Here is a 25,564-nt window from a genome sequence, read left to right as displayed (position 1 = left end):
TGTTCCGACGGATCATTTGGGCTGCCTAAAAGTTGACTGCAGGAGTACCTGCGTAGATTCACTGCCACCAAAACCCCGGCTGCTGATTCGGTAAATCACTTTGTCGTTTTGGATAAGTCGACTGCCGACATCGATGCCACCCCCATCTGCACCATTTAAAGAGGTCAACGAGGTGACCTCTTCCACCACATATTCCGGCTGCCGGGCGACACCGCTGAGCCCCAGCTCCGCGGTCCGCGCCTCGGCCCAATCATAAGATTTCCAGTACTCACTACTACCGCCCTGGTCCAGCGCCATCATGAGCTCCGGATACTGTGTTGTTCCAAAAGCTGGCAGGTCCACCGCCTGCACCCGCGCCTCTCCGGCACGCAGCGCCGCTTCGGCCGCTTGCAGTGCGAGGTTATGGTCACGCATGTTGCCCGCCATCAATTCCTGCATATTGCTGCCACGAATGGCCGCCATCCCCACCAGGGTCATCAGCAACACCATGATCAAACCGACCACCAGCGTCATACCCCGTTGCTGATGCAAGCGCTTTGGGAAAGCTGTATTTTTCATATCGATCCCTTGATACCTGTTTCTCAGTAAACCCGACTGCGAACTGCGACGGTGCTCTCGAAGGTCTGACGCAGGCGACGATCGCCCGGATCATTCACGGTAACGCCGTTAAATGTGTACGGCTGCGGCTCTGCGAGCACATTGTCTTCACTGCTCTGCACCAGTAACGCCACGCGTACGCTTACTACATCGGCCCACGCATCGGCACTGGAAAGATCCCCTGCATCCACATAGTTTTCAGGAACCCCGTCACTATTGCTGTCTACCCCATAGGTGAGTTGCATATCCTGCACCCCTTCCAGCAACTCCTGTGCGGCCAGACCGTTGGATGAGCGCCAGAGACTGGGAATGCCTCCAGCTCCCTGCGCAATAAAATATACGGTGGTCAACATCTGAAAAATTTGCGCATCGTCCGCAAAGCTGGCCGATGACACGGCATCACTCACGTCCCAGGCGACAACTCGGTTGCCCGGGTTATCACCCGCTCCGTGTGCGATACGAACCTCACCCGTGCTTGCATTGCCCTCCACCTCCGTCGCCTGAAACGCAATAGCATTGGTACAGTTGGCGATAATCAAAATATCCCCGGAGCAAATACCGCTGGAGCCGGTCTGCTCCTCTCCACAGGGAGCCACATCCGACACATAGCGCGCATAAACATTATTGGCGTCATTCGGCTTGGGTACGCCCAGGGAAATCCCCCCCGCGCTGCGCACCACCAGAATGTCGGTCCCCTCAATGGCGTCGTCCGGATATCCGGCGGGAGGGTTAGCGGAGACATCGTCCTCCCCCTCGATCCCCACGTCGAATTTAAAACTCAACAGGTTTTCATCATTCAGGTAATTCTTGAATTTTTTATCAACCGGATTAAGACTCGAGTCCTGACTAAGGCCCCGACTATTGCACCCGGCGAACCCCGCCATGCGAATATCTTCACCCAGAAAGTCCATTGCCAGGCGGCCACTTTCCTGCACCCGCGCCAGGGCCTGCTGGGTCGAAAATGTGGTACGGCTGGTTAAAAACAACTGCACCACGCCCGTCATCAGGATCAGGCCGATCGTGATTGAGATCATCAACTCAACCAGTGAGATACCTTTTTGTGTTTGAACATTCATCATTGCGAGGCGTCTCTCAAATACGGGTGCTGTATACAAACGTGGTGGTATCTTCGCTGGTATCGCCAGAGTTATTCTGCTCGGACCATTCGATGGTCACAGTGCATACTTTATTGGCGCCGTTGCAGCGCACCTCACCGCTGGCCCCGGGCAGGGCAGCGGCCAGAGCGGCTTGCCACTGGGCAAGGTCCTGGCTGGCGATGGTGGTTTCGCTGGGCAAGGGTTCTTCAGGTGCACCCTCTGCTGGCACGGGGGCCTCTTCCAGCAGGTACTCGTCGAGTTTTTCCTGATTCAGGCGAATACGATCGAGCATGTCGTAGGCGAGAATATTGGCCTGGGACCGCAAATAAGCACTGTGGTTGTATTGCAGAGACTTGCTTTGCAGGGCGGCCAACGCCAGCAGAGATGTTCCGAGAATCAGCACGGTAACCAGCACTTCAATCAGTCCCGCACCCTGTTGTTGTTTCATTGCCAATTTCCTTTTGTATCAACTGCAGCTCGAGCGGGCGACACTCAGGACCCCCGCCACGCCCACCGTTAATTTCCGACCGGAGTTTGCCTTGCACCCACTCAAACTGGAGGTCAATTCGATCGCCCCACCGGCCGACATGCCAAGCAGTCCCTTATCGGTAAAACGGATAAAGTCCACATCGGATGCACCCTGCACGGCAGCAATCGTGGCGTTGGTGCCCGGCGACTCCCAGACGCGCAAGATTTCCCCCACCACCGGTACCGGGGCACTGTCACTGGTGGCGCTGTCGACAATCACTATCCACTGATCCGTCCAGTCGCCATCGCACGCACTGCCATCGGCACTCGCACAAAGGGTCACACGGGAGGACCGTTTCACGGCTTCGCTGCGGGCAAAATTCAAGGCACCAGCGAGTTCCTCACCCAGTGCTACCGAACGGTTGTTTTGGATCATCGTGTTGAAATTAGGTACGGCAATGCCAACCACCACGGCAAGTACCGCCAGGGTGATCATCAACTCGATCAGGGTGAGCCCCCGCTGTTTGAACCCCATCGTTCATGCCTCCAATGCGCCAGTGGGCGGCGCGAAAATCATCCATGCAGCACATTCCGTGATGCTGTTTTCGTGCATAAAGTACGAGCAAGACTAATATTTCGGCCACCCTAGCACGCGCGAAATGGCACATGGAGCCAGCTCCGACGGACGGCAGGGTTGGGGGAATGAACGGTGAATTCAGGTAGTGCCTTCGGATCCGCAGCGCTTCGAACACTTGCCGCGTGCTGGGCTGGAGTGGAGAAAGAGGGGAAGGAAGAGGAGCAGAAACAAACAACCCGGCGCAGGCCGGGTTGTATTTACTTCACGATCAGCAGATTGATCATGCGTAAGCCTAGGCCGGGGTTACCAGCAGGCGGCCCCATAGCTGCCGCTGGCATTGCGCACACCGGTGTTACTCAAGGTCAGGCTACCACACTTGGTATCGGCCGCCTGGCTGGTGCCGGCAACGGGTTGTGCGGTGAGGGCGTAAGTCGTAGCCCCCAAAACAGCAGTCACACTGTACATCCCCTCGGCGGATTGAATACTACCGCCACCACTCAGTGAGTTCGCCACGCCACAGCTCGCGTGGTTGTAGGCGTTGTAGGTGGTAAAGCAGCGCTGCAGGCGCTGGGCGACATCGTTCAGAGTCGCCTTCGCGTCCGCCCGGTTACTTTTGCGTACGGACTCCATATAGGAGGGATAAGCAATTCCGGCAATGATGCCGATGATGGCGACCACAATCATCAGTTCAATCAGGGTAAAACCTTTTTGCGTTTTCATCGTTTTATCTCACTCGCAAATTCCATTTAACGTAACTGGCGCCAGGACATACGGCCAACCGCTTCGGACGGAAAGCCACCTTCGGGCACATCGACAACACCTTTGATATCACTGGTCGGCAAGTATGCTTTCTCACCACTGCGAATGATCTCTGAGTAACTAATCACCGCGTAGTCGACTTCCACACCGTCCTCACCAAAAATGCTATGTCCCTGGTAACGGTCTCCCACGGCTACAAGCTCCATCAACCAGCCACTACCGCCAAAAGAGCAAGGATCTGTAGAGGTGATCGTGGTGGGAAACAACAAACGATCATACACCAGCAGCGGCTTACTGATCACACGCTCCCCGGTTACACTACCATTTTGCGACAGGTCCAGATACCAACCTTTCTTGCTAGCCCACCAACTGGTATCCGTATTGCCCGCAACCTCTCTCACTCCGTTCGCTTCTGTGGCGATGGTTTTTTGGAATAACTGCTCACGTCCGGTCACTAGTGTATTTTGATCGGCAATAGCGTAGAAGCTATTGATAACATTACCCACTGTATTGTCGGTACTTGCCAAATACTGGCCAGTACCGAAGTACACCATCACAGCGCCATCCATTTCTGCATTGATCCCGAGGGTAGGCGTGGCGGTAATCGGCTGCACATTGCCACTGGCATCCATCGCGGTAAACAAAGGCAGTTTTGATTGTCCTCGGGAAAAGGCAACATCCCAGTTGCTCGCATTATTTGCGCTAAGGTCAAACTTCCACATATTGCCCAGCAAGTCGCCAGCGTATGCTGCCTCCACTTCCCCGCTGGCATTGGCAATCAACGCTGGGCCGGCGAGACCATTGGCCCCAGCATCGCTGGTTTCGATCACCCGAGTTTCGGTTAGTGGGTTTTCCAGGTCAACAACAAACAAGCGTGCACGCTCATTTTCGGAGTTGTAACCATTGCCGAAAAATAGCTTCCATCCATCACTCGTCGGCGCGATGACCGGGTCACCGGTGATATTGCCGATTCCGGGGAAGTCCGCTTCGGTCAGCTCGAACAATACGTCCGAAGCATCGAAACCATCCGGATTCGTGACATCCAGGGCAAAAATTCCACGCCCCCCGGCACCCAGTGAGCCCACCAGGATATTCTTCCAGGCGCCATTGACAAAAGCGTCTCCGACGAACAATTTGCCATCCATGCTATAAACATGGGGGTTCGTGGTGCTCCCGTAATCGGTGGCGCTCATGTCAGCGAGCTGCCCGTATACACCGCCGGGAACATAAGCAAACAGCTCTGATCCGGTAGCCGCATCAAAGGCATGCAGCATTCCGTCGTTCGCCCCGACGTAAATAACCTCTCTCCGGCCAGTTTTCTGGTTTGCATGGTAGGTCTCATAGAGCAGGCCACCCAGTGCCTCGGAGAGAACCTTGAAATTGTATTTTTTATCGCCAGCAAAGACGGGACTGGAATTCACAATGTCCCCTAACAACGAATTGCGCTCTCGCAATCCCGTTACGTCCATACCGCGAACCCAGTTCAAACGCGCCAAGCCGTCCGCATCGGTACCGCCATCTTTTAGAGCGTCCTGTTGCGCCGCGGAGAGATTCGCCCATACGAATTCGGCACCGGAAGTGCCGTTGTGGGTATAGATATCGCGCACGGCGGCGCTGGCGAAATCAGCGTTTTCGGTTTTCCACTTGGTCGTGCCAACGCTGCCATCGCTTTGTAAGTTCAGCGCCCGGATTTCACCACTCCAGTCGGTGCTGTTAAATCGCGCCTGATAAATAACGGTGTCGGTACCAAGGCGTGTGGAGTTTGTAGCCACCGATGAGGCAGAACCATCGGAACGACCAACAATATTTTCCAGCACTTCAGACAGATCGTTGGCAAATGTCTGTGGATCCGCAGCACTAAAGAAGCCACCCCGACCATTCACCGATGCATGTAGCAGATCATCCACTTTTGCGGAGTTGTTATTCGGTTCCGGCCAAGTGATGCTCGCACCCGAGTCAATCGCAGCAAAGGCATCGTCCTTGTTTACCGAGCCCTCAACGCCGAAGGCGACGCCGAATGTAACCATATGCTGCCAAAATGCCGGATCAATTGTGTCGTCTTTCACTGGCACCTGATTGGCAAGATCCGTGCGTAGATCATTCTTCCAATAGTGCATTGCGACATCGGCAAGAGTGTTACTGTGTGCGTCCGAGAAAGGTGATACCGCGCTATAGGTGTAGGACGCCCCATCAGGCCCGGTAATTTCCGAGCCTGCGGTACCATCAACGTTGCCCTCAGCAGCATCAGTATAATTAGAAGTCCCATTCCAGTAGCCATCAGTCATCAAGATGGTGTAACTGGCGCGGCACGCTAGGTGCGGAGTGTCATCGTCCGTTCCCGGATCCTCGCCCCAAGGCCCCTCATTATCCGGTCTCGAAAAATATTGCCCCGCATCATCTAATGCGCGGCGCAAGGGTGTTCCCGAAGTAGGCACATCGCTCTGGTAAAGTTTGTCAAAGAAAGTTGAACGATTCGCTCCGAGAAAGGCGCGCACGCCCGTATCGATGGTGCGCGTCGCAACACCATCAACGCTACTTGACGCTTTGTTAATAGAGCCATAACCGACCCGGAGGTCTTCACCCTGAGCTTGGAACGCGCGCCCGATCCCAGCGCGCGCAGCTAGTGTGCGTGAGCGATAATAGGTGTACCAGTTAGCAAAATTTTGCATCTCCTGGTCGTAGGTACACACCCCGGCAACACAGTCCGTGCGCTGATCGCGATCATGACCTGTGTATGTCGCACTCTCAGTGCGAATCTCGACCTTGGTGTAGTTGGCTGTGTTCCACTGGTCACCACCGTTATACCAATAATAGGTGGCAGGCCAATAGCTCTGCTCTGCATCGGAAGACGTACAGCTGATTGCCCCGGCGTCGTTTTTGCTACAACTGCGCCAGGCATTACTGTTGTAGTTACCATTTATTGCGGTGAGGTTACGGCCCTTCGCATTAACCTTGGTGTCACCAGCCGGGCAATCACCTGAGGTATGCTCGGGGTTGTGCAGCGCACAGTCTGGAGCAGCATTTGGATAATAAGTACCGTCATGCTTTATCCAGGGTAGATAAGTAATGGTGGGATCATAGTAACTTTTATTGATCTGAGGAGAGCGCATCATCACGCCGTAAGCGTTTGTGCTATCCGGGGTTACGACCTGATACCGCCCTTCTGTAGTTTGATCAAAATTTTCTGTCCCGTATACGCCGTCCGCACGCGGAAACATAAAGGCCGTTCTACGACGGTAGTCTTCCGGGGTGATTTCAAACTGCATCGAACCCGAATCATCGAGAATAAACATCACGTTCGGTGGTGCACCCGCGCTGAGAAACAGAGGGCTCTGCGCCAAGTCCAGCGATACTGCACTGTGAGTCACACCCAAACTCACTAGGGCTGCCGCCAGTCCAGCATAATATTTTTTGGCATTCAGTTTCTTGTACATGAAATCTTCCTTCTGCCGGACTTAACGTTTATAGGTGGACTGGAGAATAACAACCGCATCGGCGCTACCCCCTTCTGCGCGGCTGGTCACTCGGTAATACACGGTGTCCTCCGTTTTCAATGTGCTCGCGAAGTCCACTGCGCCACCATCTGCGGCGTTAACGGTAATAGTCGAAGTGACCTCTTCGATAACATACTGTGGCTGACTGGCCACCAGCTGCAGCCCCAGCGCTGTGCGCACTGAACCGCTCTCCCAGCCATAGGTCTCCCAGAAACCTGTCCCCGAGGACCCGTCAATTGACGGCACCAGCCCCACTATGGAACCATCAAATAGCGGTATCGTGGCTCCCGTCAGAAGCTCTTCACCTTCACGCAGCCCGGCTTCCGCAGACTGGAAAGCCAAATTCCGATCGCGCATGTTGCCCGACATCAGTTCCTGCATTCCGCTGCCGCGAATCGCGGCCATGCCCACCACCGTCATCAGTAGAACCATGATCAGACCAACGATCAGGGTCATGCCCCGCTGGCGCGACAATGTGCTCTGGCTATGTATTTTTTTCATAGTTCACTCGGTCGGTCATTACTCAATCACGGGAGACGGCTGCGAATACCCACGGTGCTGATAAACACCTGGCGTAAGCGGCGATCTCCGGGCGCATTATTAGTGACACCGTTGAAGGTATAGGGCTGTGCTTCCGCCAGCACATTGTCGTCCGTGCTCTGTATCAAAAGCTGCACACGCACGCTGGATACGGTTTCCCAGGCTGCAGGTGTGGTCAGTGCGGAAGCATCCACATAGGAGTCAGGAATGCCATCGCCGGACGTATCGCGCCCATAGGTCAGCTGCATGTCCTGCACCCCGGTCAACAGCTCCTGCGCTGTGCCACCGTTGATCTGGCGCCACAGGCTCGGCGTGCCGGTAGTGCCATCGGCGACGTAGTAAATCGAGGTGTTCATTTTGATGATTTCAGAATCTGCACCGAAGGTTTCTTCCGGATTGCTACTGCCGCCCCAGGAAGTTTCGGCATTACCCGGTACTGCACTCGCTCCCGAGTGCACCACGTTCACCTCAACCCCGCCGCTGTTTTCCTGCAGGTTGGTCGCCTGAAAAACTCGCGCCTTGGAGCAGTCGGACACCACCAGAATGTCGTTTTCGCATAACCCGCTGTAGCTGTCCTCACCGGTATCGCAAGTGGCGGTAACTCCAGTGTTTTCCACAAACAACTGCGCACTGTCATTGTTTCTGGTGACCCCTACGCTATTGCCCCCGGCGCTGCGCACAACCAGTGCATCGGTGCCTTGCAGAATATCCACGGGGTACTCCGCCACCGGAGTCGCGCCAACGTTGTCCAGCCCCTCGATTGCGACACCGAAGTCGTATTGCAGGCTATTCGCGTTGTTCAGCGTATTGTGGAAATTCAGGTTCCGGCTCATGCATCCCATGTACCCCGCCATACGGATATCTTCCGACAGGAATTCCATGGCCATGCGGCCACTTTCCTGCACCCGCGCCAACGCCTGCTGGGTGGAAAAGGTGGCGCGGCTGGACAGGAAAAGCTGCACCACGCCGGTCATCAGGATCAACCCGATGGTAATGGAGATCATCAACTCGACCAGCGAGATACCTTTTTGACTACGCATAGTTGTTCTGTTCACGGATATTCCCTCACAGCCGGGTGGTGTAGACGAATTCGCTTTCGTCTTCGCTGGCATCGCCAGAGCTGTTTTGTTCTGCCCACTGAATGGTGACCGTACAGAAGCGGGTGGCAGAGACACACGCAACCCCGCCGTCGGCGCCCGGCAACAGAGTTTCCAGATTGGTGAGCCACTGGTTCAAATCCTGCTGCGCCAGGGTGCTTCCGGTGGGCTTGGCGTCACCCACCGCCAGGTTATAGCCCGCGATATTGGCGCGATTGATACGCACCCGATCGAGAATGTCATAGGCCAGGATATTGGCCTGGGAACGCAGGTAAGCACTGTGGTTGTAGTGCAGGGATTTACTCTGCAGCGCGGCAAGGGCAAGTAGTGAAGTGCCGAGAATCAGTACGGTCACCAAAACTTCGATCAGGCCGGCGCCCTGTTGCTTATTCATTGTTCTACCTCCTCGCTCAGGAACAGCCGTCGGTACTGCGCGACATATTCAGCATTCCCGCAGCGCCGACGGTCAGCAAGCGCGCGTTATTACTGCTGCATCCGCTAAAACTGGTGTTCAGGGTGACCGTACCGACGGTAGAGCGCCCGAGGGTGCCCTTGCGGGTGAAGCGGACGAAGGTGGGCGTGGCGCTGCCCTGGGTCGCGGCGATGGTGGCGTTGTTGTCCGGCGCCTCCCAGAAACGCAGCACGGCGGCCGCGTTGGCTACTACCGGTGCGGCGGCATCGTCGGTGGCTGCGGTATCCACCACTACGATCCAGTTATCGGCCCAGGAGCCATCACAGGTAGCGCCATCGGTACTGCCGCACAGGGTGACTCTTGCCCCACGTTTTACTGCCTCGCTGCGCGCATAGTTGAGCGCACCGGCCAGCTCTTCGCCCAGCGCCAGGGAACGGTTGTTCTGAATCATTGTGTTAAAGCTGGGAACGGCAATACCAACCACCACCGCCAGGACGGCCAGCGTGATCATTAGCTCTATCAGGGTGAGCCCCTGCTGTCTGAACCCCATAGTGTGAACTCCCGGATACCGCTGCGGTTTTTGCAACTCGCCAACCACCATTGATTATTTTTTGCGCACAGGGTGCTCGACTAACGCACCTGGTACGGATGTATCCCTATTATTGGCGCGCATTCTAACCGATCGTCAATATCATCGGGGCTGTTACTGGATACGAAATTTGGCCGGTGTTAATTTTTGTGCACTATTTCCTTGGGCCAAAGGCCAAGCAGGACGACCGATCAAGATTATCGGGGCCGGGAAAGGGCCGAAAAATACGCGCAGCTGCCAGGAAGGAGGCTGCTCACGAAACAGGCAGCTCAAGGAGGAGTTGTGAACGCTCGCGGTCTCACATTGGTCGAACTGTTAATCACCCTGAGTATTCTCGGTATCCTGCTGGCGATCGGATTGCCCAGCTTTCAGCAACAACTGGAATCGAATCGAACCCGCACAGCAGCCGACTCACTACTGCAGGCCATCAAGCTGACCCGCAACAAGGCGGTGGTCACCAATCAGCGTGCCACGTTGCGCAAACGGGGTGACTGGCAGTCCGGCTGGGAAATATTCCATGATCGGGATTTCGACGGGGAGAGGGATCCCGGGGAGGATCCGATCGCTACGGGAGAGCCACTGACCGGAGTAACGATTCGCGCGAATGGCCCGCTGGCCAACTACGTTTCGTTTATCGGGACCGGAGAGAGCCGCTTTGCCGGCACAGCCAGCAGCGGTGGTTTTCAGGCAGGATCGTTCACCATCTGCCCCGCGAATGGGGGCAGCGGATACCGGCTGGTACTGGCACGCAGCGGCCGGGTCAGGGTTGACACCATCACCGCCGCGGACTGTTGAGCATTACGGCGTGCGCAGCTCTTTCGGCAGGCTGAAACTGATGTTTTCCGGAGTGCCCGCCACTTCATTGGGCGCCTCTGCCCCCATGTCACGGAGCTTCTGAATGACTTGCTCCACCAGCACCTCTGGGGCCGAGGCACCAGCAGTGATGCCAATGGTGTTTTTGCCCTGCAACCACGTGGCGTCGATACAGCCAGAGCCGTCAATCAGATAGGCTTCCGCCCCACAGCGCTCCGCCAGCTCGCGCAGGCGATTGGAGTTTGAGCTGTTGGGACTACCCACCACCAGCACAAGGTCGCACTCCAGCGCCAGCTGCTTGACCGCGTCCTGCCGGTTCTGGGTGGCGTAGCAGATGTCGTCTTTGCGCGGGCCGCGGATATTCGGGAACTTCGCGCGCAGGGCATCAATGACCCGGGAGGTATCATCCACAGACAGTGTGGTCTGGGTGACAAACGTCAGGTTGTCCGGGTCCTTCACCGCCAGCGCCGCCACGTCCTGCTCATTTTCCACCAGATAGATGGCACCACCGTTGGCAGCGTCGTATTGCCCCATGGTGCCTTCGACTTCCGGGTGGCCCTGGTGGCCAATGAGCACGCACTCGCTTCCATCGCTGCTGAACTTGCTGACCTCGATATGCACCTTGGTAACCAGTGGGCAGGTTGCATCGAAGACTTTCAGGCCGCGCTCGGCCGCTTCCTGCTGCACCGCCTTGGACACGCCGTGCGCGCTGAAAATAACGATCACATCGTCCGGCACTTCCGCCAGCTCGTCCACAAACACCGCCCCGCGCTCGCGCAGGGTGTCCACCACAAACTTGTTGTGGACCACTTCGTGCCGCACATAAATGGGCGCACCAAAGACATCCAGTGCACGATTGACGATATCAATGGCGCGATCGACACCCGCGCAGAAACCGCGGGGATTGGCGAGGCGAATTTGCATGTTGCGCTGTCCTTGACCTGTCGAGCCAAACAATTAATTGACCGAGGCCACTTCGAGAATTTTCACGTGAAAGAATACCGTCTGCCCGGCGAGGGGGTGATTAAAATCCACCTCGACATCATCCTCGCCCACTTCGCGGATGACACCGGGCAACTCGCCATCACCATTGTCAAAAGAGACCACCAGCCCCTCTTCCAATTCCATATCGGGAGAGAAATGCCCTTTCTTCACTTTCTGGATATTGGACGGATTACGCTGACCAAAGCCCGCTTCCGGCGGAATTTCGATTTCCGCTTCGTCACCGGCTTTCAGGCCGAGCAGGGATTGCTCGAAGCCCGGTAGCAGGTTGCCGTCTCCCACGATGAAGGTTGCGGGCTCTCCTTCAAAATTGGAGTCGATCTCGGAGCCATCATCCAGTTTCAGCGCAAAGTGCAGGGTGACCCGGCTGTGCTCACCGATTACGTTATTACTCATGGTACATCTCTGATTATTTACACTTCCGCGCCGTTTTTGCCCGGCTCTTCACTATTGTCTTTAAAAAACAGCAACTCAATCAGCAGCATGGCCGCGCCGACGGAAATCGCCATATCCGCGACATTGAATACCGGGAAATGCCAGCTGCCGTGGTACACGGAAATAAAGTCGCGCACATAACCCAGCAACATACGATCCCACAGGTTACCCAGTGCACCGCCGAGAATCAGCGCCAGTGCCGTCGGCTCCCAGCGTTTCGCCAGCGGCAGCCGCTTGATCCAGACAATCACTACCGCGCTGAATATCACCGCCACGGCGCCAAAGAACCAGCGCTGCCAACCACCGGCGTCAGCCAGAAAGCTAAACGCCGCACCGTAATTCTCGGCATAGGTAAACTGCAGAAACCCGGGAATGATCTGCAGCGCCGGACCGTACATAAAGCGGTCGACCGCCCACACCTTGGTGACGATATCGATCACGATCACCACCAGTGCCAACAGGTACCAGCACCAGGGGGTAGCCAGAAGTTTACGCATAGTGGCGTACCTCGCCTGCTCCGCTGACATTTTCCACACAGCGACCACAGAGTTCCGGGTGCTCGCTATTGCTGCCGACGTCTTCGCGGTAGTGCCAGCAGCGGCCGCACTTGGGTGCATCGACCTTGTGCACGGCCACCCGCAGACCTGCCAGCTCGGTTACCTCGGCACCTGCCGCGTCAGACAGCGGCTGGACCGACGTCGAAGAGCAGATCAGCACAAAGCGCAATTCGTCTTGCAGTGCGGCCAGCTTCTGCTGCAATGCCGGATCCGCATACAGGGTTACCGAGGCCTGCAGGGAACCGCCGATATTGCCGGCACCGCGCTGCTCCTCGAGTACTTTGTTCACGGCGGTTTTCACATCGGCAATCGCGTCCCAGAACTCGCTGTCCATGTCCGCGTTCTGCGGCAGCGCCGGGAACTGGTGCCACTCGGCCAGCATCACGCTGTCTTCTTTATTACCCGGAACAAACTGCCACAGCTCTTCCGCAGTAAAGCTGAGGATGGGCGCAACCCAGCGTACAAACGCCTGCATGATGTGGTACAGGGCGGTCTGCGCCGAGCGGCGCGCCACGCTGTCTGCCTGCGTGGTGTACTGGCGGTCTTTGATGATATCCAGGTAGAAACCACCCATTTCCACAACGCAGAAATTGTGCAGCTTCTGATAAATCTGGTGGAACTGGTAGCGATCATAGGCCGCTACGATTTCTTCCTGCAGCTTGGCGGCCTGTTCCAGCGCCCAACGATCCAGCGCCAGTAATTCATCGACTGGCAGCAGGTCTTTGGCAGGATCAAAGCCGGCCAGATTGGACAGGAAGAAGCGTGCGGTATTACGCAGGCGACGATAGGAATCCGCGGTGCGTTTCAGAATCTCGTCGGAAACACCCATTTCTCCGCTGAAGTCGGTGGCCGCTACCCACAGGCGCAACACATCGGCACCCATTTTGTTGATCACATCCTGCGGCGCGACCACGTTGCCGATGGACTTGGACATCTTGCGGCCCTGAGCGTCCACGGTAAAACCATGGGTCAGCACCTGCTTGTACGGTGCGCAGTCATTGATAGCGATCGAGGTCTTCAGCGAAGACTGGAACCAGCCGCGGTGCTGGTCGGAGCCTTCCAGGTACAGGTCCGCCGGGAAGCGCAGCCCCTTGCGACGCTCCAGCACCGCATAGTGGGTCACACCGGAATCAAACCACACGTCCAGCGTATCCGTTACTTTCTGGTACTGGTCTGCGTCGTCGCCCAGCAATTCTTTGGCGTCCAGCTCGAACCAGACATCCATACCACCCTGCTCGACCTTTTGCGCCACTTTTTCCATGAGCGCGGGGGTGTCCGGGTGAATCTCCTGGGTCTCTTTGTGTACAAACAGCGCGATGGGCACACCCCAGGTGCGCTGTCGGGAAATACACCAGTCCGGGCTGCCTTCGAGCATGCCGTCGATACGGGCCTTGCCCCAACCGGGAATCCACTCCACCGCATCCGCCGCTTTTTGCGCATGCTCCAGCAGGTCGTTCTGCTGCATGCTGATAAACCACTGCGGTGTGGCGCGGTAAATGAGCGGGGTTTTGGTCCGCCAGCAGTGCGGGTAGCTGTGTACCAGTTTGTCCTGGTGCAGCAGCACGCCTTTTTCTTGCAGCAATTCGACAATCTTGCCGTCCACCTTGTACACATGCTCGCCGGCAAACAGGGGCACTGCGTCGCGGTAAACGCCGTTGTCATCCACATAGTTCAGCGTTTCGATACCGTAGCGCCTGCCCACGTTGAAGTCATCGGGGCCATGGTCCGGGGCGGTGTGCACACAGCCGGTACCGGCGTCCGTAGTAACGTGATCACCGAGGATGATGGGCAGCTGCTTGTCATAGAACGGGTGATGGATTTTCAAGTGCTCCAGCGCAGCGCCCTGGATATGCCCCACCACATCGCCGCTCAGGCCCGCCGCTGCCAGCACCGCGTCTTTCAGCTCTGCGGCCACCAGCAGGCGCTCATCGCCCACCTGCACCACAACATATTCGAGGCCCGCATTCACGGAAACCGCCTGGGAGGACGGCAGCGTCCAGGGTGTGGTGGTCCAGATCACGACTGACAGGTTGCCGTCACCGGCGTGACCACCGGCAGCATCGGCGATGGCCAGGGCAGTTTCGTCGGTGACCGGGTATTTGACGTAGATGGAGAAGGAGGTTTTATCCTGGTACTCCACTTCCGCTTCCGCCAATGCGGAACCGCCCACCACGCTCCAGTAGACGGGCTTGAAGCCGCGGGACAGGTGGCCATTTTTCACCACGCCGCCGAGGGCGCGAATGATGTCGGCTTCAAACTCAAAGTCCATGGTGCGGTAGGGGTTATCCCACTCACCGAATACGCCGAGGCGGATAAAGTCTTTCTTCTGGCCTTCTACCTGTTTGGCGGCGTACTCGCGGCACTTCTGGCGGAAGGTTTTGTGATCCACCTTGACGCCGGCCTTGCCGACTTTCTGCTCCACTTTATGCTCGATAGGCAGGCCGTGGCAGTCCCAACCGGGCACGTAGGGGGCATCGAAACCACTGAGGGTTTTCGATTTGACGATGATGTCTTTCAGGATCTTGTTGACCGAATGACCGATGTGGATATCGCCGTTGGCGTAGGGAGGGCCGTCGTGCAGGATAAACTGCTCGCGACCGGCACGGGCTTCACGAATTTTTTCGTAGAGCTTGCCTTCCTGCCATTTTTTCAGAATCTCCGGCTCCCGATTGGGCAGGTTGCCACGCATGGGGAAGTCGGTTTGTGGAAGATTCAGGGTCGCTTTGTAATCGGTCATTGGCTATCTACTTCGGTTGTAGCTCGGGATTAATTCACTTCTAACGCCCTCACCTACTTCGCTCGCGAATCACACTTACGAAGTACAGGGCTAAAAATTTAAGCTGGAGTGCTGGGGATCAGGTTTCAAAACCGTCGGTGACATGAATGTCACCGCCGGAGCGTACATGGATGTACTCGCAGCGATTTTGAAACCTGATACCCAGTGCTCCAGTGCCACTAGAGGGAAACAGAGCTCCGATCGTACCTCCGGGGCTCCCATTGACTCGCTCGGTGGCGGCAAGGCACCGGGGACGAGTTTTCAGGACCGGGCTAGGCGCCCCCCTTCAACCCATCCCTGGGCGCTGCGGCGCAAACTTCCTGTTTGCGACGCTCCTGAAAACTCGTCCCCGGCACCTCGCCTTCGCGTTACACGTCAATACTACGTACAACGCGAAGGGGTATTGAATTGTGTTCAGCGTGTTTCGCGATTGGCAAACCAGGCCTTTGCGTTTTCGATATCGTCGGCAATTTTCTGCTTGAGAATATCCAACGACTCAAACTTCTCTTCGTCACGCAGCTTGTGGCAGAAGGTCACCGCAATTTCACGGCCGTATAGATCGCCACTGAAATCAAGCAGGTGCACTTCGAGCAACGGCTTAGCACCTTCGCCCTCAACCGTTGGGCGGAAGCCCACATTGGCAACGCCGGCGACTTCCATACAACTGCCCGTCATAGGGCTGCCATCGGTGCGTTTTGCAGTGACCGTGTACACGCCCACCAGCGGTGAACGGTAGCGGTGCAAACGCACATTGGCGGTGGGAGCACCCAACTGGCGGCCAAGGGCGCGGCCGCGCGCCACCAGACCGGTGATCCGGTAAGGCTTGCCCAGCAACCGATCAGCCAACGCAAAATCCGCGTTTTGCAGGGCCTCGCGAATGCGCGTGCTGCTTACCCGCTCGCCGGCAATCTCCAGGGTCGCCGTGTCTTCCACGGTAAAATCCGATTTGGCGCCCGCTTTTTGCAGTAACGCATAATCCCCGCTGCGATCACAGCCAAAACGGAAATCATCGCCCACCACAAGATGCCGCACGCCGAGGCCATCCACCAGCACCTGCTGAATAAACGCCTCCGCACTCAGGCTGCGCAGCCGTTCGTTGAACTGCAAACACAGCACCCGGTCTACGCCGGCATCGAACAGCGCCAGCACCTTCTCCTTGAAGCGCATCAAGCGCGCCGGCGCTTTCTCGCCGGAGAAGTATTCGTGGGGCTGGGGTTCAAAGATGATGACGACCGACGGCAACTGGTGTTCCGCCGCCCGCGCCCGCAGCTGGCTAATGATGGCCTGGTGCCCCAGGTGCACACCATCGAATGACCCAATGGTGGCCACGCAGCCCCGATGGCCCGGCCGCAGGTTGTGCAACCCGCGTATCAGCTCACGTTGCCCGGTCACAGTGCTTCAACCACCTTTCGTCGCCCTTGCAAAATCAAGCGGCGCAGTATACCGGATTTCCATGGCATCTGGGCACCGTCAGCGGTCACGAAGACGCCCGAAAATGTCGCGGACGCAGGCCGCTGGCCAGCAAGGTCAGGCCATAGGCACCGGCGCCGGCGGCCACCAGCACGCCCATGCGCCAGGAGCGCTCCCACCAGGCCCAGGCGTTCCAGGCGGGCCAGTAGTGGAGAATACTCAGCAAAACCACCGCCATGGCCAGATTGGCCAGCAGCAGGCGCAGCAGATACCCCCGCCAACCGGGCTCTGGTGCATAGACACCACCCTGCCGCAGCCCGCGGTAGAGCAACCACGCGTTGATCGCCGCCTGCCCCGCGGTGGCGGCCGCCAGTCCCATGTGGCCCAGCTGGAAGTACATATGCAGCGGAATCACGAACAGCAGGCTCAGTATCATCTTCGAGGCAATGGCTATCAGCCCGAACTTCACCGGGGTGGCCGTGTCCTGACGGGCGAAGTAGCCCGGCGCCAGCACCTTGATGAGCATGAATGCCAGCAGCCCGAAGGTGTAGGCCCGCAGTGACCAGGCCGCCATGCTCATGTCTCTCGGGGTCATATTGCCGTACTGGAACAGCACGGTGAGCAGCGGCTCGGCCAGCAGGAACAGGGCCACCGCGGCAGGCAGGGCGATCAGGGTGACGCTGCGCAGTGCCCAGTCGATGGTATGGCGAAACTTTACCGGATCGCCGCCGGCGTGCTGGCGGGACAGGTTCGGCAGGATTACCGTGGCCACTGCCACGCCAAACACCCCCAGGGGCAGTTCGGTCAGGCGGTCGGAAAAGTACAGCCAGGTCACCGAGCCGGTAGGCAGGAAAGACGCCAGTACCGTATCCAGCACCAGGCTAATCTGGGTGACCGAGACACCAAAAATCGCCGGCGCCATCAGGCGCAGAATCTTGCGCACCCCCGGGTACTGCCAGTCCCACCGGGGTTTCGGGAACAGCCCCTCTCGCATCAGAAATGGAATCTGAAAAAGCAGCTGCACCACACCGGCCGCCAGCACCCCCCAGGCCAGCGCCATCACCTGCGGCTCGAACCAGCCGGCGGCCACCGTGGCGGCGGCAATCAGCACCAGGTTCAACAGCACCGGGGTCAGCGCGGGAATGGCGAAACGGTCGAAGCTGTTGAGGATGGCACCGGCAAAACCGGTGAGGGAAATCAGCATCAGGTAGGGAAAGGTGATGCGTAACATTTCGGTGGCCATGGCAAACTTTTGCGGCTCGTTGCCACCCCACCACCAACCGAACGCAAAGAGACCGGCCACCAGCGGTGCACACAGCACGCCAAACAGGGTCACCAGCAGCAGGGTACCGCCGAGCGCACCGGCAACCCGGTCGTTCAGCTCGCGCACCGCGGCAACGCCGCCTTTCTGGCGGTATTCCGCCAGTACCGGCACAAACGCCTGGGCAAAGGCGCCCTCGGCGAACAGGCGGCGAAAGAAGTTGGGAATTTTGAATGCCACGAAGAAGGCGTCCGCGGCGTCGCTGGCACCGGTCAGTCGCGCGAACACCACGTCCCGCGCCAACCCCATCACACGGGAAAGCAAAGTGGCACCACCCACCACGGAACTTCCGCGCAATAACCCCCGTTGCGGGCTATCGTTTTGAGCCTGCGGTGCCTGATTCTGTGGTTCCTGCTCGGGCGGAGATGCTGCCACGTCCCTGATTCCTGCCGTGCTTTCGCTGAGTAATGGCCGGCAAGTCTACCGCAATCCACTCCCCCGGCCACCCAGGGTGCACCGTCATTCGCGAAATAGCCGCAGATGAGGCTACGGTTGGCGCGAGGGGGAACTATACTCAAATTAAGCAGTTGGCGAGCCACAGGGAGCGGTGGCGACAAAGGAGAAACGGAATGACCATCAACGCATTGATTTTTGCACTGATCCTGGCAGTGCTGCTGTACGCGGCCGTTGCCCTGGGCCCGCGCCCTCAGCGGGTGCGGGTTCGTATCGATCAACCCCGGGATCAGCGCTACCGGCGTCGCGGAGACTGAGACAGACCGCAAAGCCGGAGAACGAACTGAGTCACGGGGCCGTTTGCCATATTTCGCCATAATCGTTGCGGAATTCGCCCCAAGGGCGCCATGTCAGTGCCTCCTTGCCGGAGTTAAATGACTCTCAACCGAAACGGGAACCCCCCGGATCGGAACCAAAGAGCAGTCACTTCACTCCAATCGCAAGGAACACGATCATGAAAAAGATGTTGATGGCAGTAACACTGAGCAGCCTCACCCTGAACGCTATTGCTTCCGCTGAAGCCGCCACTGACTCCGAGAACGAATTGCAGGGTAGCCCCCTGACCCCGGCCAAGCAGGCCACTGTATTTACCGGCGCTGCAGTCGCAGGCGCCGCCGTAGGTGGCCCGGTTGGTTTTATCGCCGGCGCCCTCGGTGGAGCCTGGCTGGGCGAACAGATCAAGCAAGCAGAAGAGGCAGACATGCTCGCAACGCAACTCACCGAAAGCCGCACCGAACTGGGCAACCTGGCACAACAACTGGATGCGGCGCGATTGTCCGCCAACGATGCCCGCGAGCTGGCACTGGAGAGCCTGGAATTCCAGATGCTGTTCACCACCGGTGACGACGAGCTACAGGAAGCCCAGGAGCGCCAGGTGGCCGCCATGGCCGACTTCCTCAACCGCCACCCGCAACTGCAGGTACACCTCGAAGGGCACTCCGACCCCCGCGGCAGCGACGGCTACAACAATGTGCTGTCCGACCAGCGCGCCCTGAGTGTGCAGCGCGCCCTCGAAGCCTACGGCGTGGCACCGGAGCGCATCGAGCGCCGCGCCCTCGGCGCCAGCCAGTCCAAGGCGGCCAAGGGCGACATCGACGCCTACGCCCTGGAGCGTCGGGTCGATATCCACTTCGGCATGCCGGAATCCGTTGCCGGCTCCTTCTGACCGCAGGCTCAAATCCGGCCGGTTGCCGCTCCACAAAAGCCGCAACCGGCCCGCTTCCCAGCAACGTCAAGTGCAACCCTGTAAGCAGTAACCTTGCGCGCGGCACACATGCCTGCGCGCTTTTTTCTCCCCACGCACCAGTTAACTTTGCCTAATACCCCGCTGATCGGGCATGATTTTCCGCGCACCCTAAATCAATAAACGGTTAACAACCCGTCGGAACCCCATGAGCAGCCCCACCATCGCCATCGTCGAAGACGAACTCGCCATCGCCGAAAATTACCGCGATGCCCTGCGCCGCACCGGGTACCAGGTCAATCTCTACCACACCCGCCCGGAGGCGCTGGCCGCCTTCCAGCAGCGGCTGCCGGACCTGGCCGTAATCGATGTGGGGCTGGGCGCAGAGATCGAGGGCGGCTTCGACCTGTGCCGGGAACTGCGCGCCATGGCGCCCACCCTGCCGATCCTGTTCCTCACCGCGCGCGACTCGGAGCTGGACATCATCTCGGGGCTGAGACTCGGAGCCGACGACTATCTCACCAAAGACATTTCCCTGCCCCATATGCAGGCGCGGATCAGCGCCCTGCTGCGGCGGGTCAGCGTGATGCAGTCGCAAAGCGACGAGGGCGAAACCCTCAGTCAGGGCGACCTGACGCTGGATGTGTCGCGCCTGCACTGCCACTGGAAAGAACAGCCGGTAGACCTGACGGTGACCGAATTCTGGATCGTACACGCCCTCGCCAAGCGCCCCGGCCATGTGAAATCCCGCAGCCAGCTGATGGAAGCGGCACGGGTGGTGCTCGATGACAACACCATCACCTCCCACGTAAAACGGATCCGGCGCAAGTTTCAGGCCATCGACAGCAGTTTTGACGCCATTGGCACCGCCTATGGCATGGGTTATCGCTGGCAGGTTTAGCCGCGACCGCCCCCACTCAGGCTTGCCCCTATGAATCTGCGTCGCCAACTGGTCCTGCTCAGCCTCTGCACCCTGGCCCTGCCGTGGGCGGGCTGCCAGTACCTGCGGCAGGTGGACAAGGCCCTCAGCCAGGGGCAAATCCAGACCCTCGAAGCCACCGGCAACGCCATCGCTGCGCGCCTCGCCAGCGCCCCGGAACTGATCGCCCCCGATCCCCGCCGTACCGGCAGGCCGCCGGGTGCCCAGCTGTACCTGAACCCGCTGCCGCAGGCACCAGTACTCGACGGCTACGGCGAGGAGTGGCGCGCGCTCAAGCTGCGTCCGCGCCCTTTGCCAGACCAACACGGCGAGCCCCTGGCGCAGGCCACCCTCGGCAAGCACGACAGCCAGGTGTACCTGTTGCTGACCGCAAGGGACCGCAGCCCCAGCTATCACGACCCGCGCACCGCCAGCCTGTCCAGCGGCGACACCGTGGAAATCCATACCGCCCAGCATCAGTACACCCTGCCCGTGGCCAGCCAGGGTTCGGTGCGGGCGCTTTATTACAATCCCCGGCGCGGCGACTACGAGCGAGAGCTGCGTCTGCGCGGGCGCTGGACCGCCTCCGCCGGCGGCTACCAGCTGGAGCTCGCGCTGCCCTACGCCCTCACCGGTGGCGAACTGGCCATCCGCGTGCTCGACCGCACACAGAGCGATGCCGGCAGCCCCGCCCGCCGTGCCTCCACGCTCCCCGCCGACGGACGCCCAGGCGCGCTGGTAGAGCCCCTACCCGCCCTGCAGCAGGAGCTGGAGCACTTCGCGCGCCCGGCACTGCAGCTGACCGTTGTCGACCAGGAAGGCTTTGTACTGGCGCGCGCCGGCGCCATATCCGGGCAACAGCGTGAGGAGGAAGGCACCCCGCCGGCCGAGGGGCGCTGGCTGCGCAACTGGTTCTACCGCCAGATCCTGGGCAGTGATCGCCTGCCGCCCCTGCCGGATGGTACTTACCCGCCGACCCTGACCGAAAACCGCGAAACCGCTTCGCTCTGGTTCAGCGCGCCCACAGACGACCTCGATTCCGCGGCCGACAATCGGGTCGGTGCCGTAAGTGTGCCGGTGGTCACCCGCGCCGACGACATCATCGAGCGCCCGCTACTAGGGCGCGTTATTGCCGCCCAGTCGGCCAGCGCCCTGCAATCCCTTACCGAGTCCGCTGCGCGCCGCCTATGGCTCATCACCGCCGGCGCCGCGGGTCTGGTCCTGCTGCTACTGCTGGGTTATGCCAGCTGGCTGTCGTGGCGCATCCGACGCCTGCACCGCGCAGCGCGCACTGCGGTGGATGCCAGTGGCCGCCTGCGCGGGGATTTCCCACGGCCCTACCTCAACGACGAGCTCGGCGCCCTCAATCGCGCCTTCGCCAGCCTGCTGGCGGAACTGGACCACTACCACCAGTACCTGCGCAGCCTCGCGAGCAAGCTTTCCCACGAACTGCGCACCCCGCTGGCGGTTGTGCGCTCATCCCTCGACAACCTCAACGCGGGCGCACTGAGCGAAGAGGAACAACGCTACGCCGAGCGCGCCGCAGAAGGGGGCGCGCGCCTGTCGGCGATTCTCAACGCGCTGTCGGCCGCCAACCACCTGGAGGCCAGCATCAGTCAGGCCGAGCGGGAAGAATTCGACCTGCACGACCTGCTGCAGCTGCTCACCCAGAGCTACGCCGACGCCCATCCCGGACACCACTTTGTGCTGCAAAGCCCCGCGGGCGAACAGCGCTTCTACGGCGCCCCGGAGCTTCTGGCACAGCTGCTGGACAAGCTCGCCGATAATGCAGTGAGCTTTGCCCCGGCGGGCACCACCATTCAACTGGAACTGGACGCTACCGCCAACGCCTACACCCTCCGCGTCAGCAACGACGGCCCGCTACTGCCAGCCGGCTTTGGCCAGAAGCTGTTCGACTCCCTGGTTTCCGTGCGCGATGATGGCGGCAAGGCGGGGCACCTGGGGCTCGGGCTGCACATCGCGCGCCTGATTGCCGACTTCCATCACGGGGAACTTCACGCCACCAATCGCGCGGATGGCAGTGGCGTCGTATTTACCCTGATCCTGCCGCGCCCGTGACTGACGCGCGCGGTTTATCCGCCATCGCCCACACAGTCACAAACAGCCAGCCCCGGCGGTTGACAAACAACCAACGCTGGGGATAATGTCGCGTCCCAAACGGGCCCCCGGCCCGAATGTTCGAGATTTTATAGATTCCAGACAGGAGCAACCGGTGGCCAACTCACCCCAAGCGAAGAAACGCGCGCGCCAGAACGAAAAGCGCCGCAATCACAACGCCAGCCTGCGCTCCATGGTGCGCACCTACATCAAAAAGGTAGTTGCGGCCATTGATGCAGGTGATGCGGAAAAAGCCAAGACTGCCTACGAAGCCGCTGTGCCGGTGATCGACCGTATGGCTGACAAGGGCATCATTCACAAGAACAAGGCTGCTCGTCACAAGAGCCGCCTGAATGCCCAGATCAAGAAGCTGGCTGCTTAAGCCACCGCTTCCTGAGCGCAAAAAACCCCGCTAATGCGGGGTTTTTTATTGCCTGAATTTTGCCTGTTTACAGCAGGATCAGGTTATCGCGGTGAATCAGCTCATCGCCATCCCGGTAACCGAGCAGCTCGACAATACGCTCCGACGGCTGGCCGCAAATTTTCTGCGCCTCGCCACTGTCGTAATTCACCAGGCCACGGGCCACCTCTTCGCCAGCCTCGTTGACACAGCTCACCAGCTCGCCGCGGTGAAAGCGCCCCTCCGCCGCCACCACACCCACCGGCAACAAGCTCTTGCCCTGCTCCCGCAGCGCGCGCTCCGCACCGGCGTCCAGCCGCAGGCGGCCGCGCACCTGTAGCTGGCCAGCCAACCAGCGCTTGCGCGCCGTCAGCGGGTCGGCCTCTGGCAACAGCAGCGTGCCCAAATCTTCTCCCGCTACCACACGCTCAATCACCGATTCATTGGTGCCGCCCACAATCACCGTGCGGGCTCCGGAGCGGGCCGCGAGCTGCGCCGCGCGGACCTTGGTGGCCATACCACCACGCCCGAGGCCGCTGCGGGAATCGCCAGCCATCGCCGCCAGACGCGGGTCAGTGGCCACCGCCTCACGCACCAGCTCGGCGGCGGGGTTGTCACGGGGGTCGGCGGTAAACAGGCCGTCGGCATCGGTCAGGATCAGCAGCACATCCGCCTCCACCAGGTTCGCCACCAGCGCACCCAGGGTATCGTTATCGCCAAAGCGGATTTCTTCAGTGACCACCGTGTCGTTTTCGTTGATCACCGGCACGGCACCAAGGGACAGCAGCGTTCGAATCGTGCTGCGAGCATTGAGATAGCGGGTGCGATTGGAAAGGTCGTCGTGATCCAGCAGGATCTGGGCGGTGCGTATGTCGTGCTGGCCAAACGCGTGCTCGTACACCTGCACCAGATGGCTCTGGCCCACGGCGGCGGCCGCCTGCAACTGGTGCATGGACTCCGGCCGCCGGCGCCACCCGAGGCGGTCCATGCCCGCCGCCACGGCACCGGAGGACACCAGCAACACCTCGATACCCTGGCGGCGCAGGGCGCTGATCTGCCCCGCCCAGTTGTAAATAGCCGCGCGATTCACGCCGCGACCATTATCCGTTAGCAGCGCACTGCCGATTTTAATGACCCAGCGTTTGCTGGTAGAGAGCTGTTGGCGCGACGAGATGGGGTCCATTTCTTCCTCGTATGGGGGCGCACCCCTGCGCGAAAACCCTTAAGCAGGATTTTCCGCTGCAGGGGCGGATAAATCAGGGACGATATTCTACATCGACGTCATAGTCATCGTCGTCCCAATCTTCATCATCTTCGCCAGATTCTTGCGCCGCTTTGCGTTTTGCCCGCTGCGCTTCGCGCAAATGCTCGATACGCTCGCGCGCTTCGCGCTGCATCTGGCGCTGCGCTTCCTGCTCCGCCTCGTACAGGTCGCCGTCCAGCTCCTCCATCTCCTTGCGCTCTTCGAGGTAGTCCATCAACTGGCCAGACAGCACATCGGTGCCCTCGCCGCGAATCGCGGCGACACGGAATACCGGGCCCTGCCAACCGAGCGCATTGACCACCGACTGGCAACGCTCTTCCAGCTCGTCCGCCGGCACCAGGTCGGTTTTGTTCAGCACCAGCCAGCGCTCGCGCTTGGCCAGGGTGGGGCTGAACGCCTCCAGTTCGCGCTCGATCGCCAGCGCATTCTGCGCGGGGTCCGAGCCGTCGAACGGCGCCAGGTCTACCAGGTGCAACAGTACGCGGCAGCGGGTCAGGTGCTTCAGGAAGCGAATACCCAGGCCGGCACCTTCCGCCGCACCCTCGATCAATCCGGGAATATCCGCAATCACAAAGCTGCGGTACTTCTGCACCTTCACCACACCAAGGTTTGGCACCAGCGTGGTGAACGGATAATTGGCAACCTTGGGCTTGGCCGCCGATACCGCGCGAATGAACGTGGACTTGCCCGCATTGGGCAGGCCGAGCATGCCCACATCCGCCAGCACCTTCAGCTCCAGCTTGATATTGCGGCGCTCACCCTCGCTACCGGGGGAAGTCTGGCGCGGCGCGCGATTGGTACTGGACTTGAAGCGGGTGTTGCCGAGCCCGTGCCAGCCGCCCTGTGCCACCAGCAGTTTCTCGCCGGGTTCCAGCAGGTCGCCGAGGGTTTCACCGGTATCCACATCGATGGCGGTAGTGCCCACCGGCACCTTGAGCTCCAGGCTTTCACCCTTGGCGCCGGTGCAGTTGCGACCGCGCCCGGCCTCGCCGTTCTGGGCCTGGTAGTTGGGCTGGTAGCGGTAGTCCACCAGGGTATTCAGTGACTCATCAGCCACCAGATACACGGAGCCGCCATCGCCGCCGTCACCACCGTCGGGGCCGCCCTTGGCGACGAATTTTTCCCGCCGAAAGCTCAAGCATCCCTTACCGCCGTTGCCGGCCTGCACCGTGATCGGCGCTTCATCTACAAATTTCATGACTCTACTTACCGGGGTTATCCGGTCTTCAGTGTAATTTGCGGCAGATCAAACCAAAAAAGCCCCGCAATTGCGGGGCTTTTCG

General features: G+C 59.5%; 24 protein-coding genes. 6 read left to right on the top strand and 18 right to left on the bottom strand.

The window, feature by feature from the left end; all coding sequences use genetic code 11:
• Positions 1-12: 12 nt before the first annotated feature.
• The 10 genes from JF535_RS05695 to JF535_RS05650 form a co-directional block, all read right to left on the bottom strand.
• Entirely contained in the window at positions 13-558 is a 546-nt protein-coding gene (locus tag JF535_RS05695; RefSeq protein ID WP_207000033.1) for a pilus assembly PilX family protein, read from the bottom strand.
• 23 nt (positions 559-581) lie between these two features.
• The gene (locus JF535_RS05690) at positions 582-1,676 is read right to left on the bottom strand and encodes a PilW family protein (protein WP_207000031.1); all 1,095 of its coding nucleotides are present in this window, start codon (positions 1,674-1,676) and stop codon (positions 582-584) included.
• A gap of 13 nt (positions 1,677-1,689) precedes the next feature.
• Positions 1,690-2,142 carry a type IV pilus modification protein PilV gene (gene pilV, locus JF535_RS05685; RefSeq protein WP_207000029.1) on the bottom strand — a complete coding sequence of 151 codons (453 nt, stop codon included), beginning with the start codon at positions 2,140-2,142 and terminating at the stop codon, positions 1,690-1,692.
• 18 nt (positions 2,143-2,160) lie between these two features.
• Entirely contained in the window at positions 2,161-2,697 is a 537-nt protein-coding gene (locus JF535_RS05680) for a GspH/FimT family pseudopilin (RefSeq protein ID WP_207000027.1), read from the bottom strand.
• 345 nt (positions 2,698-3,042) lie between these two features.
• Positions 3,043-3,459 (bottom strand): type IV pilin protein, encoded by a 417-nt coding sequence (locus JF535_RS05675; protein ID WP_207000025.1) that lies wholly within the window; start codon positions 3,457-3,459, stop codon positions 3,043-3,045.
• Between the two features lie 26 nt (positions 3,460-3,485).
• A complete protein-coding gene (locus tag JF535_RS05670) occupies positions 3,486-6,932 on the bottom strand; it encodes a pilus assembly protein (RefSeq protein WP_207000023.1) in 3,447 nt (1,148 codons plus the stop codon).
• A 21-nt stretch (positions 6,933-6,953) separates the two neighbouring features.
• Positions 6,954-7,493, bottom strand: coding sequence for a pilus assembly PilX family protein (locus tag JF535_RS05665; protein ID WP_207000022.1), 540 nt, complete (start codon positions 7,491-7,493; stop codon positions 6,954-6,956).
• A gap of 26 nt (positions 7,494-7,519) precedes the next feature.
• Positions 7,520-8,572 (bottom strand): PilW family protein, encoded by a 1,053-nt coding sequence (locus JF535_RS05660; RefSeq protein ID WP_207000020.1) that lies wholly within the window; start codon positions 8,570-8,572, stop codon positions 7,520-7,522.
• A gap of 25 nt (positions 8,573-8,597) precedes the next feature.
• Positions 8,598-9,023, bottom strand: coding sequence for a type IV pilus modification protein PilV (gene pilV, locus JF535_RS05655; RefSeq protein WP_207000018.1), 426 nt, complete (start codon positions 9,021-9,023; stop codon positions 8,598-8,600).
• Between the two features lie 16 nt (positions 9,024-9,039).
• Positions 9,040-9,591, bottom strand: a complete 552-nt coding sequence (locus JF535_RS05650; protein WP_207000016.1) for a GspH/FimT family pseudopilin — start codon at positions 9,589-9,591, stop codon at positions 9,040-9,042.
• Positions 9,592-9,912: 321 nt separating this feature from the next.
• On the opposite strand from JF535_RS05650, the gene JF535_RS05645 reads away from it, so the two are divergent.
• Positions 9,913-10,425 carry a GspH/FimT family pseudopilin gene (locus tag JF535_RS05645; protein WP_207000014.1) on the top strand — a complete coding sequence of 171 codons (513 nt, stop codon included), beginning with the start codon at positions 9,913-9,915 and terminating at the stop codon, positions 10,423-10,425.
• A 3-nt stretch (positions 10,426-10,428) separates the two neighbouring features.
• Here JF535_RS05645 and ispH read toward each other — a convergent pair whose 3' ends face one another.
• The 6 genes from ispH to murJ all read right to left on the bottom strand — a co-directional run bounded on the left by ispH (position 10,429) and on the right by murJ (position 18,319).
• The gene (ispH, locus tag JF535_RS05640) at positions 10,429-11,367 is read right to left on the bottom strand and encodes a 4-hydroxy-3-methylbut-2-enyl diphosphate reductase (protein ID WP_207000012.1); all 939 of its coding nucleotides are present in this window, start codon (positions 11,365-11,367) and stop codon (positions 10,429-10,431) included.
• 33 nt (positions 11,368-11,400) lie between these two features.
• Positions 11,401-11,841 carry an FKBP-type peptidyl-prolyl cis-trans isomerase gene (gene fkpB, locus JF535_RS05635; RefSeq protein WP_207000011.1) on the bottom strand — a complete coding sequence of 147 codons (441 nt, stop codon included), beginning with the start codon at positions 11,839-11,841 and terminating at the stop codon, positions 11,401-11,403.
• A 17-nt stretch (positions 11,842-11,858) separates the two neighbouring features.
• Complete coding sequence (lspA, locus tag JF535_RS05630) at positions 11,859-12,377, bottom strand: signal peptidase II (RefSeq protein ID WP_207000009.1); 519 nt, start codon at positions 12,375-12,377, stop codon at positions 11,859-11,861.
• A complete protein-coding gene (gene ileS / locus JF535_RS05625) occupies positions 12,370-15,174 on the bottom strand; it encodes an isoleucine--tRNA ligase (protein ID WP_207000007.1) in 2,805 nt (934 codons plus the stop codon). Before ileS ends, lspA begins: the two co-directional genes overlap by 8 nt.
• A 453-nt stretch (positions 15,175-15,627) precedes the next feature.
• Entirely contained in the window at positions 15,628-16,605 is a 978-nt protein-coding gene (ribF, locus tag JF535_RS05620) for a bifunctional riboflavin kinase/FAD synthetase (protein ID WP_207000004.1), read from the bottom strand.
• 85 nt (positions 16,606-16,690) lie between these two features.
• The gene (murJ, locus tag JF535_RS05615; RefSeq protein ID WP_422879999.1) at positions 16,691-18,319 is read right to left on the bottom strand and encodes a murein biosynthesis integral membrane protein MurJ; all 1,629 of its coding nucleotides are present in this window, start codon (positions 18,317-18,319) and stop codon (positions 16,691-16,693) included.
• A gap of 194 nt (positions 18,320-18,513) precedes the next feature.
• Between murJ and JF535_RS05610 the strand changes: the two genes are divergently transcribed.
• From JF535_RS05610 to rpsT, 5 genes are all read left to right on the top strand, one after another.
• Positions 18,514-18,654: a hypothetical protein gene (locus JF535_RS05610; protein ID WP_207000002.1), complete on the top strand. Its 141-nt coding sequence runs from the start codon at positions 18,514-18,516 to the stop codon at positions 18,652-18,654.
• A gap of 197 nt (positions 18,655-18,851) precedes the next feature.
• A complete protein-coding gene (locus tag JF535_RS05605) occupies positions 18,852-19,562 on the top strand; it encodes an OmpA family protein (RefSeq protein WP_066961762.1) in 711 nt (236 codons plus the stop codon).
• Positions 19,563-19,788: 226 nt separating this feature from the next.
• Positions 19,789-20,481, top strand: a complete 693-nt coding sequence (gene pdsR / locus JF535_RS05600) for a proteobacterial dedicated sortase system response regulator (RefSeq protein WP_207000001.1) — start codon at positions 19,789-19,791, stop codon at positions 20,479-20,481.
• Positions 20,482-20,511: 30 nt separating this feature from the next.
• The gene (locus JF535_RS05595; RefSeq protein ID WP_206999999.1) at positions 20,512-22,578 is read left to right on the top strand and encodes an ATP-binding protein; all 2,067 of its coding nucleotides are present in this window, start codon (positions 20,512-20,514) and stop codon (positions 22,576-22,578) included.
• Between the two features lie 154 nt (positions 22,579-22,732).
• Complete coding sequence (gene rpsT / locus JF535_RS05590; RefSeq protein ID WP_043320846.1) at positions 22,733-22,999, top strand: 30S ribosomal protein S20; 267 nt, start codon at positions 22,733-22,735, stop codon at positions 22,997-22,999.
• 67 nt (positions 23,000-23,066) lie between these two features.
• On the opposite strand, the gene proB is transcribed toward rpsT, so the two are convergent.
• Positions 23,067-24,200, bottom strand: coding sequence for a glutamate 5-kinase (gene proB / locus JF535_RS05585; RefSeq protein ID WP_206999996.1), 1,134 nt, complete (start codon positions 24,198-24,200; stop codon positions 23,067-23,069).
• Positions 24,201-24,273: 73 nt separating this feature from the next.
• Entirely contained in the window at positions 24,274-25,479 is a 1,206-nt protein-coding gene (cgtA, locus tag JF535_RS05580) for an Obg family GTPase CgtA (RefSeq protein ID WP_206999994.1), read from the bottom strand.
• Positions 25,480-25,564 lie beyond the last annotated feature (85 nt).

This window comes from Microbulbifer salipaludis, from assembly GCF_017303155.1.
In the GTDB taxonomy this organism is placed as follows: Bacteria; Pseudomonadota; Gammaproteobacteria; order Pseudomonadales; family Cellvibrionaceae; genus Microbulbifer; species Microbulbifer salipaludis.
This window is presented reverse-complemented; position numbering and strand designations above follow the sequence as displayed.